The sequence below is a fragment of the Streptomyces sp. NBC_01306 genome (genome assembly GCF_026340465.1).
Taxonomy (GTDB): domain Bacteria; phylum Actinomycetota; class Actinomycetes; order Streptomycetales; family Streptomycetaceae; genus Streptomyces.
The window spans coordinates 3,116,903-3,133,321 of the sequence record NZ_JAPEPC010000001.1 but is presented as its reverse complement, the minus strand read 5'-3'; the positions used below and the strand labels follow the sequence as shown (position 1 = coordinate 3,133,321).

Annotated in this window: 11 protein-coding genes; 4 read left to right on the top strand and 7 right to left on the bottom strand. The window is 69.7% G+C overall.

Annotated elements, in window-relative coordinates; all coding sequences use genetic code 11:
* Positions 1 to 355: 355 nt before the first annotated feature.
* Positions 356 to 2,485, top strand: coding sequence for a glycoside hydrolase family 3 C-terminal domain-containing protein (locus OG385_RS13610; RefSeq protein ID WP_266854869.1), 2,130 nt, complete (start codon positions 356 to 358; stop codon positions 2,483 to 2,485).
* Between the two features lie 120 nt (positions 2,486 to 2,605).
* Here the strand turns inward: OG385_RS13610 and OG385_RS13605 are convergent, their stop codons facing one another.
* The gene (locus OG385_RS13605; RefSeq protein WP_266854866.1) at positions 2,606 to 3,424 is read right to left on the bottom strand and encodes a GntR family transcriptional regulator; all 819 of its coding nucleotides are present in this window, start codon (positions 3,422 to 3,424) and stop codon (positions 2,606 to 2,608) included.
* 265 nt (positions 3,425 to 3,689) lie between these two features.
* Here OG385_RS13605 and OG385_RS13600 point away from each other — a divergent pair, with 265 nt between their 5' ends.
* Together OG385_RS13600 and OG385_RS13595 are read left to right on the top strand one after the other, a co-directional pair.
* A complete protein-coding gene (locus OG385_RS13600; protein ID WP_266854864.1) occupies positions 3,690 to 5,012 on the top strand; it encodes an MFS transporter in 1,323 nt (440 codons plus the stop codon).
* 170 nt (positions 5,013 to 5,182) lie between these two features.
* On the top strand, positions 5,183 to 6,136 hold the full coding sequence (locus OG385_RS13595; RefSeq protein ID WP_266854862.1) for a nucleoside hydrolase: 954 nt from the start codon (positions 5,183 to 5,185) through the stop codon (positions 6,134 to 6,136).
* Between the two features lie 159 nt (positions 6,137 to 6,295).
* On the opposite strand, the gene OG385_RS13590 is transcribed toward OG385_RS13595, so the two are convergent.
* Together OG385_RS13590 and OG385_RS13585 are read right to left on the bottom strand one after the other, a co-directional pair.
* Positions 6,296 to 6,871: a hypothetical protein gene (locus OG385_RS13590; RefSeq protein ID WP_323183754.1), complete on the bottom strand. Its 576-nt coding sequence runs from the start codon at positions 6,869 to 6,871 to the stop codon at positions 6,296 to 6,298.
* A gap of 74 nt (positions 6,872 to 6,945) precedes the next feature.
* Positions 6,946 to 7,395 (bottom strand): DoxX family protein, encoded by a 450-nt coding sequence (locus OG385_RS13585; RefSeq protein ID WP_266854861.1) that lies wholly within the window; start codon positions 7,393 to 7,395, stop codon positions 6,946 to 6,948.
* A gap of 214 nt (positions 7,396 to 7,609) precedes the next feature.
* On the opposite strand from OG385_RS13585, the gene OG385_RS13580 reads away from it, so the two are divergent.
* Entirely contained in the window at positions 7,610 to 8,833 is a 1,224-nt protein-coding gene (locus OG385_RS13580) for an amidohydrolase family protein (protein WP_266854859.1), read from the top strand.
* 210 nt (positions 8,834 to 9,043) lie between these two features.
* Here OG385_RS13580 and OG385_RS13575 read toward each other — a convergent pair whose 3' ends face one another.
* The 4 genes from OG385_RS13575 to OG385_RS13560 all read right to left on the bottom strand — a co-directional run bounded on the left by OG385_RS13575 (position 9,044) and on the right by OG385_RS13560 (position 16,262).
* Entirely contained in the window at positions 9,044 to 9,976 is a 933-nt protein-coding gene (locus OG385_RS13575; protein ID WP_266854858.1) for an FkbM family methyltransferase, read from the bottom strand.
* 140 nt (positions 9,977 to 10,116) lie between these two features.
* Positions 10,117 to 10,878 (bottom strand): glycosyltransferase family 2 protein, encoded by a 762-nt coding sequence (locus tag OG385_RS13570; protein WP_266854857.1) that lies wholly within the window; start codon positions 10,876 to 10,878, stop codon positions 10,117 to 10,119.
* A gap of 3 nt (positions 10,879 to 10,881) precedes the next feature.
* Positions 10,882 to 11,670 carry a GntR family transcriptional regulator gene (locus OG385_RS13565; protein WP_266854855.1) on the bottom strand — a complete coding sequence of 263 codons (789 nt, stop codon included), beginning with the start codon at positions 11,668 to 11,670 and terminating at the stop codon, positions 10,882 to 10,884.
* Positions 11,671 to 12,221: 551 nt separating this feature from the next.
* Positions 12,222 to 16,262 (bottom strand): AAA family ATPase, encoded by a 4,041-nt coding sequence (locus OG385_RS13560; protein WP_266854853.1) that lies wholly within the window; start codon positions 16,260 to 16,262, stop codon positions 12,222 to 12,224.
* Positions 16,263 to 16,419 lie beyond the last annotated feature (157 nt).

The window sequence follows — 16,419 nt, the reverse complement described above, 5'->3', positions numbered from 1 at the left end:
TGAGACCGCGTGTGAGAGCGCTCTCAACCGCCTTCCGGACGACTGTCGAGCACCGCGGCTGACCCCGTCAAGGGGCGTGCCGCGTTCACTCCCTGAAGCCAACTGGGCCATAAATCGAGCCAGTTGGCGTTCGGTGTTCCGCTATCGAGGCCGGAGGGGCCGCAGAGGGGCCGGATTCGGCGAAGCGCGTAAGAACCATTGACGCCTCGGGCGATCTCTGTGCTCATGTACATGTCACTTCTGTAGCTCTTGCTCACTGCACCCGTGTGGGCGTGCACCCGTGCGTCCACGTCCGTGCACTCGTTCACCCATGACATGCCATGCGCGCATCCATGACAGCGACTCGGGAGGGCACATGAACGTCAACCGGAGATCGGTACTGAAGCTGGCCGGGGCGGGCACAGTGGCCGCCGGCGTCACCACGGTGGCCTCGGCCACCGGGGCGTCCGCGGCCGTACCGGGCGTCGCCCCCGGGGCGGTGCGTACGGCCCCGGCGGCGCGGACCGGCTCGTCCGATGCCGCCGCCAGGGCCGCCGCACTCGTCGCGAAGATGAGCCTGGACGAGAAGATCGCCCTGCTGCACGGTGAGGGCTGGTCCACCGGGACCGTGGGGTACGCGGGCCGGGTCCTCGCCAACACCCGGCTGGACATTCCGGCCCTGTACCTCGGCGACGGGCCGAACGGCGTGGGCAACGGCTCGACCGGCGTGACCCAGTGGCCCGACTGCAAGACCCTGGCGGCGACCTGGGACCCGGACACGGTGCGGACCTACGGTGCCGCCTACGGCGCCGAGCAGGCGGCCAAGGGGCACAACATCGCCCTGGCGCCCTGCATCAACATCCTGCGGGTCCCGTACTGGGGGCGGTCCTTCGAGACCTTCACCGAGGACCCCTGCCTCAACGCGGAGCTGGCCGCCCGGGTGGTCGAGGGAATCCAGAGCAACCCGGTGATGGCCACCGTCAAGCACTTCGCGGCCAACAACCAGGAGACCCTGCGCGGTTCGATCGACGTGGTGGTCTCCCAGCGAGCCCTGCACGAGATCTACTACCCGGGCTTCCGCGCCGCCGTCCAGCGGGGCGGCGCCGGTGCCGTGATGACCTCGTACAACAAGGTGAACGGCCACTGGTCGCACGAGAACCGCACCGCGGTGCAGGACACCCTGCGCGACGCCTGGGGCTTCGACGGTCTGGTGATGTCGGACTGGGGCGGCACCCACAGCACCGTGCTCACCACCCGGGCGGGCTCCGACATGGAGATGCCGGGCTCCACCTACCTCAGTGGCAAGCTGAAGGACGCCGTCGGCGCGGGCACGGTGAGCGCCGCCACCGTGGACACGATGGCGGTCCACGTCCTCACCGCGATGTACCGGACCGGGCTCTTCGACCACCGGCTGCCGGACCCGGCGACCGTGCTCTCCAAGGTGGTCAGCACCGAGGCGCATCTCGCGCTCGCCCGCAGCATCAGCGTCCGGGGCAGCGTGCTGCTCAAGAACGAGCGGGTGCTGCCCTTCGCCCGCCCGGCCTCCCTCGCGGTCATCGGCGACGCGGCCGATGCCGGAGCCCGTACGCACGGCGGCGGTTCGGGCGCCGTCAAGGCCAACGGCACCGTCGTCACCCCGCTCGCCGGGATCAGGGCACGGGCCGGGGACATCCCGGTGACGTACACCAAGGACCTCGCCGGGGCCGCCGACGCGGCGCGGGCGGCGGACGTGGCCGTCGTCGTGGCGGGCGACTACACCAGCGAGGGCACGGACCGCACCACGCTGTCCCTGCCGGACGGCCAGGACGAGCTGATCGCGGCGGTGGTCGCCGCGAACCCCCGGACGGTCGTCGTCCTGAACACATCGGGCGCGGTCCTCATGCCGTGGCTCGACGGCGCCGGGGCCGTCATCGCCAACTGGTACGGCGGACAGGAGCAGGGCAGTGCCCTGGCAGCGATGCTGTTCGGTGACGCCGAGCCGGGCGGCAGGCTGCCGGAGACCTTCCCGGCATCCGAGCAGCAGGGCCCGGCGAAGACGACCGTGCAGTACCCGGGCGACGGGGTGCAGGTCTACTACGACGAGGAACTCGCGGTCGGCTACCGCTGGTATCAGAGCTCGGGCGAGAAGCCGCTGTTCCCCTTCGGCCACGGCCTCTCGTACACCACGTTCAGGCTGTCGGACCTGCGGCTCGACCGGTACGGGGACGGCTACCGGGCGAGCGTCGGCCTCCGCAACACCGGCCACCGCACCGGCAGCGAGGTCGTCCAGCTGTATCTGACGGCGCCCGCGGCGGCCGGAGAACCGTCCCGGCAGCTGAAGGCGTTCGAGAAGGTCACCCTGAAACCGGGCGAGAGCCGGACGGTACGACTCGCCCTGCCCCGCGAGGCGTTCGCGGTGTGGCAGACGACCGAGACCGGCTGGACGGTGGTGCCGGGGACCTACACAGTGGCGGTCGGCCGGTCGTCGGCGGACCTGCCACTGGAGACGAAGGTGCGGATCGGCTGAGGCGGCAGCCGATGACGCGGCCGTGTCGTACGAATCCTTAGGCAGCCGCAGCCGCAGCCGCAGCCGCAGCCGCAGCCGCAGCCGCAGCCGCAGCCGCAGCCGCAGCCGCAGCCGTACGTGTCAGGGGCGGGCCGGAGCCGCGCCCGGCTGGGGCGGCTGGAGGATGGAGAGCGGGTCGCCGGTGGGGGCGACGAGGTATTTGGCCAGGTAGGCGGGCTTGCCGCCCAGTTGCGCGGTCTGCGTGATGATGAGCAGCGGATCGGTGGGGCGCAGCCCGAGCAGCCTGCCGCGGGTGGCTCCGGCGATGCCGGCGGTGATCGTGCATTCACCAGGGCCGAAGACCGGCCCGAGTATGCCGGTCATGGCGCCGAGCAGGGTGCGCGGACTGTCGTGCAGCTCCTGCACCCGGTCGGCCACCACGGGGGAGAGCGCGCGGAGTTCCGAACCGCAGGCGATGTGCTCCTGGACGAGGGCCAGTTGCTCCGTACCACGGGTCAGCCGGGTCTCACAGAACCAGGCGTTGCTGCCCTCTTCCAGCCCGAGGCCCTGGAGGACGAAGTCCGTCGTGCGCTGGAGGTTCATCTCCAGGCGCTCGGCACGCACCGGCTGTTCGGGCGTGGTGAGGGTCTCCTCGAAGGGCTGCAACTGCTCCAGGCCCTGGCGCGGGAGGGTCTGGCTGACGAACCGTCCCACTCCGCGACGGGTGCGGATGAGCCCGTCCTCCTCCAGCAGCATGAGGGCCTCGCGCACCACCGTGCGGCTCACCCCGAGCCGGGTGCCGAGGTCGGCCTCCTTGGGCAGGGCCGAGCCCAGCGGGAAGACCTGGTCCCGGATGCCCTGCGCGAGGCGGGAGTAGACGGCCACCCGCAGCGGCTGGCCCACGGAGACGGTCATGGGTTCGGCCAGGAACCCATCGACGGTGACGGCGGTGCCGGTCACGGCGTACCTCGCTTCGCTACGGGCCGGTGATCCGGTCCATCTAACCAGAAATCCATCGACACTAGACGCATGTCGGACGGAGAGGTATAACATCTCACATCAGCCAAGAGTGTGACTCAATGTAACGATGAGGTTCCTTGTGAACACAGGCAGTCCGGGCGGCAGCTCAGGAATCAGAGACCCAAACCCGTCGAAAAACGGTGAAAAGCCGGGTGAAACACCAGGCGGAACGCCACTCCTCCAGGGGAGGAAGGCGGCCGTCCTGGTGGCGACGCTGTTGCTGAGCGTCATCGCCTACCAGTTGAACGCCAGCATGATCACCCCGGCGCTGCCGGAAATGGCGCGTCAGCTTCACGGAAGCGTGGACGGGATAGCCCAGGTCTCCTCGCTGTTCTTCCTGGCCGGAGCGATCACGGGCGTCGTCCTGAGCCGCCTCAGCGACTTCTGGGGACGCCGCAGGATCCTCATCGCGGTCCTGATCGTGACCTCCGTGGGCACGGTGCTGTGCATCGCCGCCCCGAACCTGCCGGTCCTGCTGACCGGCCGGGTGCTCCAGGGCGCGTCGAGTGCCGCCTTCCAGATCGCGTACGTCGTCCTCAACGAGCGCCTCAGCAAGAAGGTCTTCGCCACCGCCCTCGGAGTGATCACCGCGATCAACGGCGGTGTCGGCGGCGTGGACGGGCTCCTGGGCGGCAGGCTCTCCGACGCCCTCGGATACCGGTCGATCTTCGCCGTGATCCTGGTCATCGGTGTCGCCGCTTCGGTCTGTGTGGCGTTCGTCCTGCCCAAGGACGGGCAGCCCGTCAAGGGCCGGATGGACTGGTGGGGCGCGGCCACCCTGTCGATCGCGCTGTACTGCGTCACGTACCTCGTCTCGCACGGTTTCGCCGACGGCTGGCACAGCGCGAGCACCCTCGGCTACCTGGCAGGCACGGTCGTCTCGGCCGTCGCCTTCGGAATGGTCGAACGCCGCAGGGCCACCCCGCTGATCGCGCTCAAGCACCTCAAGTCCCGCCAGGTGTGGCCGGTCATCGCGACGACCGTGATCGCGCTGTCCGGGATCTTCGCGGTCATCAACTTCACCGTTGTGGTCATCAGCCAGAACCCGAAGACCGGCTTCGGTATGACCGCCACGGAGTCGTCGCTGCTGTTCCTCACACCCGCGGCGCTGATCGGGCTGGCCGCCGCGCCGATGGCCGGGCGGCTGGCCGACCGGCGGGGCTGGCTGATCACACTCCGCGTGGGTCTGGTCCTGAGCATCGTGGCGCTGTGCGTCATTGCCTCGTACCCGCTGGAGAAGTGGACCGTCTTCGCGGCGGTCGCCTTCCTCGGCATCACGTACAACGGCCTCGTCCTGACCACGGTGAACGGCCTGGGCGTCCTCAACTCGCCCAAGGACGCGCCCGCCGCGCTGCCGGGCCTCAACAGCGCCGCCTTCGGGATCGGCGCGAGTACCGGCATCGGTATCGTCGCCCCGTACGCGGCCCGCGCCACGCACGCCGGCTACAGCACGGCCCTGTGGATCTCGGTGGGAATCACCGTCCTCGCCCTGGTGGCCAGCCTGTTCATCACGCGGCGGGCAGACTGACCGGCACACCCGCACAGGCACCCGGCGAGCGGCCCGACAGCCGCACCGGCACCAGCCGCGCGACACACACCGCCACATCCACCGCGGCCCCCGCACCCGCCCCGACACCCACCCGCCCCGACACCCACCCCACCGGCATCCACTGCCCCGACCGCGAAGGACGTCCTCCCATGACAGCCCAGCCGCTCTACTTCGACTGCGACACCGGCATCGACGACTCGATGGCACTCGCCTATCTGCTGGCATCCCCCGAGATCGAGATAGCCGGCATCGGCACCGTCAGCGGCAACGTCAATTCCACCCAGGCGGCCCGTAACACCCTGGCGCTCACCCAGCTCGCCGGGCGCGCCACCATCCCCGTCGCCGTCGGCGCGGCCGACCCCCAGGCCGGTACGTACGGGGGCTCCGTGCCGCACATCCACGGCCACAACGGCATCGGCGACATCACCGTGCCCGACTCGGCCCAGTCGGCCGTCGCGCAGGACGCCGCCGACATGATCATCGAGCTGGCCCGCACCCACCGGGGAAAGCTGCGGCTGCTCACCACCGGCCCGCTCACCAACGTGGCCGAGGCCCTCCGCCGTGAGCCCGAACTGCCCTCCCTGGTGCAGGACATCACCATCATGGGCGGCGCCGCGCAGCAGAGCGGAAACGTCACGCCGGTCGCCGAGGCGAACATCCACAACGACCCCGAGGCCGCCGCCGAAGTCCTCGCCGCGCCCTGGGACATCACGCTCGTCCCGCTCGACGTCACCCTCGCCCACACCCTCGAAGAGGCGGACCGCCGGCGCCTGCTGGACTCGGGCCGCCCGCTGCCCGTCGCCCTGGGCGAGATGATGGACCTCTACTACGACTTCTACCTGGAGACGTTCGGCCGCCGCTGCTGCGCGGTGCACGACCCGCTGGCGGCGGCCATCGCCGTCGGCGGTGTGGTGCCGACGCTCGCGCCCAACGTCGACGTCGTGGTCGACGCGACCCAGGGCCCCGGCCGCGGCCAGACCATCTGCGACCTGCGCGGCCAGTTCCTCAACTATCCGCCGCAGAAGGGCGCCCACTGCCGCGTCGTACTGAAGGCAGGCCCGGACTCGGCCGCACACCTCGTCGAGCGCCTCCTGACCCTCTGACCGGTCCGCCCGCTCCGCCCACCCCTCCGCCCGCTCCTCCGCCCGCTCCTCCGTCAGCCCTGGCCGACACCCGCCTGCGCGGCGAACACCGAGCAGGCGGCGGGGGAGAGGGTGAGTGCGGGGAGCCGTGTCCTTCGAGCCGGCCGGCCCACGGGTACGTCACGCATCGGTGCGAGGAGGTGGCAGGAGGAGGTCGCGGTGCGGGTGCTGTTCGCCGGTCACGTTTCCGCTGACACCGAGGTCCGCGCGCGCCGCCTCATGGAACGCGTTGATCGAACGGAACACAGCCCGGTGAAGGTCGCGCCACTCCTCCAGAGTCCCCGTGACCTTCCCGTTCGCCTGCCAGTCGATCTTCACCGACGCCGAACTGAGGTCATGTGCCGCTTCGATCACGTCATCTCCGCCGAGCAGCATGACCCGTTCGAAGGCCCGCCCGCGCAGACGGCCGGCCTCTTTCATCTCGGCCAGAATCTCGGCATCGGTCTGCTCGCGCTCGCGGAGGCCCTCCGTCGTCTCGTAGAGCTGGACCGCGAGGAAGATGCAGGCACGGACTCTGTCCACGTACCCGTCGTACGCATCGAGCTTCTTGTCGTCCCACCGCGTCATGAGCTGGTACTTCATGCGGCGCCGCTCCATGAGGGAGTTCGTGACGTGTGTGGTCAGCGCACCCAGCAGCACAGCGGCGATCGTGACGAACTGCGCCCCGGTACCCACGAATTCCCCCAGTCGGTCCACTCCTGAATCGGCCTGGACGATCTTATGAGTGCGGGTCGGCGCGGGGTAGGGAATCGCCGCTCCGGCTCCACCTCTCAGACGAACAGCCCCATCGCGGCATCGAGTGACCACGCCTGCCAGCACATGCCGAGCAGCCCGGTGGCGGAGATCAGCGCCATCATCAGGTTCTGGCCCTGCTCCGACACGTCGTGGATCATCAGGACGAGATAGATCAGGCTGAGAACCAGGCCGGCCACCAGCGCGATCGGCGTGAGGAGACCGGCGATCAGCCCGAGGCCGAGGGCCAGTTCCGCGTAGGCGACGACGTACGCCATCGTGCGCGGCCGGGGTTTCACCACCACGTCGAAGCCCGAACGGACCAGGGCCCAGCGGTGCTTGTCGGCGATGCCGGCCGCCCACTGGACTCCGCCGCCGCCGAACCAGGTCTTCTTGTCCTTGTGGCGCCAGCTCTCCAGCCACCAGAGGCCAAGACCGATCCGGAGCACGGCGAACCACTCGGCTCCGCTGATCCACATCGTATGCATCGGCGGCACTCCCTCGAAGAATCGAACTGATGGGGCGTCAGTTCAACGGATGCGCCCTGATCCCGCAAGGGTGCGCCGGGGGTCGGTTCCGGTCGGGTGCTTGTCGTCGTTCGGTGTACGCCATACCCTGAATCTGATGGATCGTCAGATTCGAGTCGGTGAAACCGGCAGGCAGTTGGGGGTATGTGGCGTGGTCAGCAAGGCCAGCAAGCAAATGGAAAGCAGTGAGCTTCCCCGGGTCATCAGCGTGGACGACCACGTGATCGAACCCGCGCATCTCTTCGAGACCTGGCTACCGAGCAAGTACCGGGACCGGGGACCGAAGCCGTTCACGGCGGGCATCGGCGAGCTTGAGTACGTCGGCGGGAAGTACAAGTTCACCACCGATCCGGACGGGCAGATCACGGACTGGTGGGAGTACGAGGGGAGCATCTTCCCGTACAAGCGGATCATTGCCGCAGTCGGCTTCTCCCGGGACGAGATGACCCTCGACGGCATCACGCGCGAACAGATGCGTCGTGGCTGCTGGGACCCGAAGGCCCGGCTGGAGGACATGGAGCTGAACCATGTCGAGGCCTCGCTCTGCTTCCCGACCTTCCCGCGCTTCTGCGGGCAGACCTTCGCGGAGGCCAAGGACAAGGAGGTGGGCCTCGCCTGCGTCCGCGCCTACAACGACTGGATGGTTGAGGAGTGGTGCGGTGACAGCGGCGGCCGGCTGATCCCGCTGTGCCTCATCCCGCTCTGGGACGTCGGCCTCGCCGTCGCGGAGATCCGGCGCAACGCCGCGCGCGGCGTGCGCGCGGTCACCTTCTCCGAGATCCCGACGTACCTCGGGCTCCCGTCCATCCACTCCGGCTACTGGGACCCGTTCTTCGCGGCCTGCGAGGAGACCGGGACCGTCGTGAACATGCACATCGGGTCGTCGTCGCAGATGCCTGCGGCGTCACCCGATGCTCCTCCTGCCGTGCAGGCGTCGCTGAGCTTCAACAACGCCATGGCGTCGATGATGGACTTCCTGTTCTCCGGGGTCCTGGTGAAGTTCCCGCGCCTCAAACTGGCGTACAGCGAAGGCCAGATGGGGTGGATTCCGTACGCCCTGGAGCGCGCCGACGACGTATGGGAGGAGCACCGGGCGTGGGGCGGGGTCAAGGATCTGATCCCTGAGCCGCCCTCGACGTACTACTACCGGCAGATCTTCTGCTGCTTCTTCCGGGACAAGCACGGGATCGAGGCGATCGAGACGGTCGGCGTCAACAACGCGACCTTCGAGACGGACTATCCGCACGTCGACTCGACCTGGCCGCACACGAAGCAGGTGGCGGCCGACCACATGGCCGGGCTGTCCGACGAGGTGACGTACAAGCTTCTGCGGGGCAACGCCATCCGGATGCTGGATCTCCCCTTCGACCGTGACCGTAAGCCGGGGGGAATCGCGTAGGCACCAGCCGCGTCGTCACGCACCCGGTCTGTATGGCGGCGCAACTGATCCGACCTCTGCTTCGCGGGTCGCGGAGAAGCGGTCTCCGGCCCGGAGGTCCGTATCCCCGATCAGTGGTAACCATCGTCGCCGGTGCGGCCCGCCCTTCCCCCGGCGCAGGAAGACCCGCCGGTGCGGCCCTTCCCCGTCGAGGGAAGACCCGCGCCGGCGTCAGTCCAGCACGTCGGCGTCGATGCGGGAGAAGACCAGCTCAGTCTCCCCGACGACCGGCCGGTTCCACCGGCGCGGCGGCTCCGGGTGGCGCAGGGCGCGTGGGTAGCTCTCGGGCCGGTAGTCGTTGGGCAGGCGGTACGCGTGGAAGCCGCGGCTTCGCATGGTCTCCAGCAACTCCGCGGCGGAGTGGCCGAGTTGGGTCATACGGTCCGGTGTGACCTCCACCGCGATCTCCACGTCCTGACGCATCCGGTCGAGTGCCGGGGCCAGCCCGCGGACCACACCGCCCTCGGCGCCCTCGACATCGATCTTGACGACACGGGCCCGGGAGATCTCGTCCGCCTCCAACAACTCCGCCAGCGGGTACGCCTTCGCCTCAAAGGCCGACTCGGCCGGTCCGTCGTACGGCACGATGGAGTTGGCCCCCATGTTGGCCGAGCTGGCGAGCACGAACGTCAGCGTCTCGTGCCGGTCCGACACCGCGGCGTTCACCGCGCGAATGTTGTCGCAGTTGTTGAGTGCCGCGTGCTGGAGCACCCGCTCGTGGAACGCCGGTGACGCCTCGACGGTGACCACCCGGCCCGTCGGGCCGACGAGCCGCGATCCGAGCAACGCGAAGTAGCCGACATTCGCACCGACGTCTATCAAGACATCGCCGCTGGTCAGGCGCCCCTCAAGCCAACGGGTCATATGCGGTTCCCACACGCCGGACAGCTGGACGAACCGTTGGATGAGATCCCGCGAATCGCAGGCCATGAGCGCGCCGAACCGGGTCGTGACCACGCGCCGGCGCGGGTGGTCACGGAGGTACGGGTTCAGGTAGTTGGCGACGAGAGGCCCCTTGAGGAAGGAGCCGGGGGCGTTGCGGACGTATCCACGGACCAGCGTGGCCATGAGGTCCGATGCGCGAAGGCGGGCGGCAGGAGGCATGTCGTGACGGTATGAGGCGGACCGGTCCCCGGCAACAGCCGATGTCCCAGCCGGGAAGCCGAGCCGATGCTCCGGCCCGGAAGCCGAGCCGGACACGTGAAGTACCGCCGGGCCAGGCCCGAACTGCCCGGCGCCTCCGGTCACTCCTTGCTGACCGGATAGCGCCACTGGAAGGAGCCCAGCGCCCGCGCCCGGGCCTCGACGATCGCCATGCGGGCGTCCCGCTCGGCGGTGTCGGTGTGCGCCGCCTGCCCGGTGGCCTGGCCCTCCCACTTTCGGTAGAGGAGCCCCACATCGGACGAGAACCAGCCGCGCGCGACCGAGTTCAGGGCGAGCAGCAGGCCGGTGTCCTCGGAGGCCGGAAGCGCCATCCAGCCGCCGAGGGCAACGAGGAGATCGCGGCGTACGAACAGCGTCGCCGGGTGGACCTGCGCGCGGAAGTCGTGCGCCGCCCAGTAGTCGAGAACGGCCCCGCGGTCGACCGGCCCGTGGTCCGGGTCGCCTGGGAAGCCGGCGGTCGACCCGTCGGGGAGCAGATCGAGTACGCGCGAGGTCGCCCAGCCGATGGCCTGGTCGGCCTCCAGCGCCGCGAGGTCGCGGGCCAGCGCGCCCGGGGGAAGCTGATCGTCGGCATCGAGGACTTTCACGTACTCGCCGTCGGCGCGCGCCAGGGCGATGGTGCGCGCGACTCCGGGGCCACCGTGGCGGCCCTGGCCGAAGGTGATCCGCTGGTCGTCGGGGACGTACGGGGCGACTTCGTCGGTCGTGCCGTCCTCCTGGATCAGCCAGTGCCATTCCCAGCCGCCGGGGAGCTCCTGGGCGCAGAGGGATGCGTACGCGTCCCGCAGGAACCGGGCGGAAGGGGCGTGCACGGCCGTGACGATGATGATGCGCCGGGTCACGGCTCACCACCTTTCCAAGTGAGTGGTGAAGAGCGTTTCCGTACGGTCACCGGGGAGCGTGACGTCCGACATCTCGGCGATGAGGCCTCCGGTGTCGACCAGGGTCTTGCGGAGCACCAGGACCGCTGTCCCGGGCGGCAGGTCCAGCTCCTCCGCCTCCTCGGCTGTCGGCGGGCGGGCACTCACGCGTTCCTCGACGCGGTCGATCTCGACGCCGACGGTGTGGAGCTGGTTCCAGGTGCCGCCGGGCCAGGGCTCCTTGGTCTCGTCCAGGAGGTCGGGGTTGCTCTCGATCCGCTCGCGGACCAGGTAGGACGTGACCAGGCTGAGGGGCGCGCGCTCGGCGCTGTAGCGCGTCCGGTAGGTGCGCTCGACGAGGACCGTCCCCTCGGCGATCCCCATGGCCGCCGCGATGTCCTCGTCCGCCGTGATCTCGCGATAGGCGGCGCGGAAGACCAGGTCGTCGACCTCAAGTCCGGTGTCGTGCTCCGTCGCCCCGGTCTGCGCGCGCTTCTCGTGCGGCTGGCGTGCCCGGTCCTTCTCCCACTGATGGCGGGCGTTCGTCCGCTGCACTCGCGTGCGAGCGCGACGGACAAAGCTGCCGCGGCCGTGCACCTTCTCGATCAGCCCCTCGGCCTGGAGGAGACGCAGGGCGTCCCGGACCGTCGGCACGCTCCGCCCCGACTGCTCCGCGAGCCTTGTCTCCGCGGGCAGTTGGTCGCCGGGCCTCAGCCGGCCCGTACGGATGGACTGCCGGAGCTCGTCCGCGATCCGCTCGTACGCCTTCGCCACTGGTGTCCACCGCTCCCTTGGTCCGACGTCCTCACCCTACGACTCCTCAAGAGGTCCTGACGAGTGGAGGCGGCGCGGGCGGGCCGCGGCCCGCTGGTGCCATCGGCAGCACGTCATGGGCAGCACGTCATGAGCAGCAAGTCAGGAGGGGCAAGTCATCAGCAGCGAGTGATGAGCAGTAAGCGATGAGCAGCAAGTGACGGGCAAGGGGCCGTCCTTGTGGAGGCGCTGTTGGCCGAGGAGGGCGGGCCTTTGGTAATTCTGGAGAATCGAGGATCAACCGCGACCGGATATCGCGGGAAGGCGCGGGATGCCGCTTTCTTGAATTTTCTTCAATCTTCTTGAATTTTCTTCAATGTGGCCCGGCCGCCGATGTGCCCCGTGTCCGTACGGCATGACAACGCCCGATCGCTGACGACGGGGGATGCATCAGCGATCGGGCTGTATCCAACAGTAACAAGGCTTGCCTGCGCAGGGGGAGAACTGCTCGGCCACAAAGCGGAGTTGTGACCTAGATCACCAGTAGGGGTACACGCGGAGCCCCGGCTCCGTCACTGATTGCATGGAGGGTCGTACGGGAGGCGGGGTAGATACTCGTGCCATTTCTGCGGTGTCAGGACGCCCCGTGTGAACGAGCAAATGCGACTGATCGCCTTGTCGGGATCGAGGTTCCACAGCCGGACGCTATCGGCGCCGCTGGACACTCCGAGCAGGTGGGTGTTGGGGCTGAACGACAGGAAATTGCCCGTCTTGGCATTAGGGCTCAGCGATTGGCCGATGGGGGTGGCCCTGGCCGGGTGGGTGACCTGCCAGAGCCGGACCGTGTCGTCGTTGCCGCCGCTCGCCAGGGTGTGCCCGTTCTGACTGAATGTCAGGGAAACTACCGCTTCGGTATGGCCGGTGAGGGACGGGCCCAGCCGTGTGGCCCTGCGAGGGTCGGTGACGTTCCAGAGTCTGACCGTGCCGTCGTCGCTGCCGCTGGCCAGTGTGCGGCCGTCCGGGCTGTAGGTGACCGCGTTGACGGGCCCGAGGTGCCCCTTCAGCGGTGCGCCGAGCCGGGTGGCATGACGTGGGTCGGCCACGTTCCAGAGCCGGACGGCGCCGTCGGCGCTGCCGCTCGCGAGAGTCCGGCCGTCGGGGCTGAAGACGAAGGCGTTGACCCAGCCCGTCTGGCCGCTGAGCGGTGCGCCGAGCGGACGGAGACGGGCCGGGTCGCTGACGTTCCACAACCGGATGGTGCGGTCGTCGAGGGCGGTCGCCAGTGTGTGGCCGTCCGGGCTGAACGCCAGCACGTCGGGGCCCGCGAAGCGGGTCCGCAGCGCGACGGGCGGACCGTAGGGGACCGGCCGGGCCGGGTCCGAGACGTTCCACAACTGCACCGCTCGGCTGCCGGTCAGCACCGCGAGGGTGTGTCCGTCGGGCGAGAACACCAGCGAACGCACGTCCCCCTTCCCGGGCATGAACGGAGCACTCAGCAGCACGGGCGAGTTGGGCGTCTGCACGTTCCACAGCCGGATCTTCCCGTCGCGCGAGGCCGTGGCGAGCAGCCGCCCGTCCGGGCGGAACGCTCCGATCCGGCCGATCATGTCCGACGTCGGTATCGACCACAGGCGGACCTTGTTGTCACCGCTCCCGGTCGCGAGGGTCCGCCCGTCGGGGCTGAAGCCGACGGCGTACATCTCGCCACTGCTTCCCGAGAGCGGCTCGCCGACCTGGGAAGGAAACGCCGGATTACGGACGTTCCACAGGCTCGCCGTGCTGTCCGCGCTGCCGGCGGCGAGCTTGGTTCCGTCGGGGCTGAAGGCCACTGACCAGATGGGGCCGGTGTGGCCGGTGAGGGGCGCGCCGAGCGAGGAGGCATGGCGCGGGTCGGTCACGTTCCAGAGCCGGATGGTGTTGTCCGCGCTGCCGCTGGCGAGAGTGCGGCCGTCGGGGCTGAAGGCCACGGAGTGCACCGTGCTCGTGTGGCCGGTCAGGACCTTGCCGACCGGTTTCGGGTGACGCCTGTCGGCCATGTTCCACAGCCGGATCGTGCTGTCGTCACTGCCCGCTGCCAGTGTCCGTCCGTCCGGGCTGAACGCCACGGAGCGCACGGCGGCGGTGTGGCCCGTCAGCGTGCCGATCGCCTTCGGCCGGCTCGGGTGGTCCATGTCCCACAGCCGCACGGTGTGGTCCTCGTCGGCGGAGGCCAGAGTGCGCCCGTCGGGGCTGAAGGCCAGGAGGTACGACGTGCCGCCATGGCCGGTCAGCGGCGTGCCCAGCGGCTTCGGCCGGCTGGGATCCCGTACGTTCCACAGCCGGATCGTGCCGTCGTCCGACGTGCTGGCGAGGGTGTGCCCGTCCGGGCTGAAGACCGCACTGCTCACCCAGCTCGTGTGGCCGGTGAGGGGCTTGCCCAGCGGTGTGGGGTGAGTCGGGTCCGCCACGTCCCACAGCCGGATGGTCCGGTCGTAGCTGGCGGTGGCCAGGACCCGCCCGTTCGGGCTGAACGAGGTGAGGTACACGGCGCCGGTGTGGCCGAGCAGCGGCGTGGCCAGCGGCGCGTTCACGATCGAGATCAGACGGTTGTTGGTGGCCTCGTCGAGCGGCCGCAGACGGTGTGCCACCAGGTCGAGCTGGGCCGACAAGGACGGATCCGTGAACTGGACGCGATCGGCTTCGGCCACCACCTGCTCGAACACGGCATCGTCCCGCTGCTGACGGGCGACCACCGCCGAACCGGCAGCCACCATCGCCAGGACGACCAGGGCCGCCACCGCACCACGGCTGATCCAGACGGTGCGCTTGCGCAGCCTGACCGAAGCGGCCAGGAACTCCACCGCGCTCCGGGTCAGGAAGGGGTCACCGGCGGACTTCACCCAGCTGCGGGCCTGCTCCAGACGCGAACCCCGGTAGAGGAGTGAACTGTCCCGGTCCGTGCCCTCCCAGGCCCTGCCGTCCTCCTCCAACTGCTGGCGGAGCAGGTTGCCGTTCCTGTCCTCGCCGATCCAGTCCCGCAGGCGCGGCCAGGCGTGGAGCAGTGCTTCGTGGGTGATCTCGACGGTATCCGCGTCGAGTGTCACCAATCGGGCGTTCACCAGTGCTTCGAGCGATTCCTCCGCCTTGTGACGGTCTGTTGACTCCTCCGCGAGCTGGCGCCGCGTCTCCCGCCTGCGGGTGGCCTGGGTGTCCTCGCCCACTCGTACCAGCCTGAGGAGGAGCAGTCTCGTGGCCGTGCGTGCTGCCGGGTCGAGGCTGGACCAGGCCCGCTCGGCGGACGCCGCCACCGCACCCTGGATTCCGCCCGCCGCGCTGTAGCCGGCCAGCGTCAGCCTTCCCGCCTTACGCCGCTGCCAGGTGGCGAGCAGGGCGTGGGAGAGGAGCGGCAGCACGCCCGCGTGCGTACCGCGGGGGCCGTCGTCGCTCACTTCCCGGACGATCAGTTCGGCCAGCCCCGGTTCGAGCTCCAGACCCACGGCCTTGGCCGGGCTCGTCACCGCTTCGCGCAACTCCGAGGTGGTCAGCGGTCCGAGCACCATGTGCCGGTGTTGCAGCGCATCGGCCAGTTCGGGGTACCCCAGGCACTGTTCGTAGAAGTCGGCGCGTATCCCGAGGACTACGAGCACGGGGGCGGGTTCACCCGTGTCCTTCGGCGTGCACGCGGCGTGCAGGAGCTGGATGAAAGTGCGCTGGTTCGTGGCGTCGGAGCCGAGGGTGAAGACCTCTTCGAACTGGTCGACGATGACGACCGGACGACCGGGGGACGATGTCTCGCGATGCGCCCACGCGGTGACGGCCTCCCGCGCCGCGCGAGCGAACCGGCGCGTACCGGGCACTCCGGCCGGCCGCTCCCCGGCGGGCCGCACCTCCCGCCCCTGCGCCTCCGAAACGACGTGCGCGAGCTCAGGTATCCGGCGGGTCAGCTCCGCGAGAGGATCGTTTCCCGGCACCAGTTGGAGCACGTCCCCCGCCTGACCGCCTCCGTCGCGCAGCGCGCCGTCCCGCAGCGCGGGCACCAGGCCGGCATTCAGCAGGGAGGACTTTCCCGACCCCGAGGCGCCCACGAGCATGACCAGGCCGCCCGTACTTTCCGCCGACCGGAGCTGAGTAACGAGGGCGTCCGTGCTCCGGTCCCGGCCGAAGAACCACCTGGCGTCCTGCCGGCGGTACGGAGCCAGCCCCCGGTAGGGGCACACCCCACCCGGGACGGTCGGGGCCTCTTCACCCGACGGGCGTCCCTTCTCTTCCGCGGATGCCGCGGGGTGCTCGCCGACCGGGTCGGCCACCGCGCGCTCCCACAGGCGCTGCCACTGGGCCAGGTCGTACAGGCCGGCGGAGACCGGCACGGGCTGCGCGCGCCGTGCTTGAGGTATCAGGACGTGCAGCACCGCTGCGAGGGCGACGAACTGGGCCGGCACGTTCCTGGCCCGTCGCCAGTCGCTGATCCGCTGCGCGGACACCCGTACGGGCCGCCCTCGTTCGTCGGCCCGCTGGAGCCGGACGACCGCGTCGGACACGCTCTTGAGGGGAGGGTTGCCAGCCTCCTTGTAGAGGAGCGCGAGACGCTCCGCCAAGGCTGTGCGTGCCCCTGAGTCGGAACTCAAGGTCTCCACTCCTTACTTCCCCCCACGCCTGGCTTCCGGACCGGAAAACTCACCTTATAGGGCTGACCTGGGGTTAGTCGTCGGCCAGGCGCCGGAACATCCTTGGCGGGCGCCGTAGATGGCAGGATCACGTCCCAGCAGCGCATCAACCGGGCGTCGCCCGGCC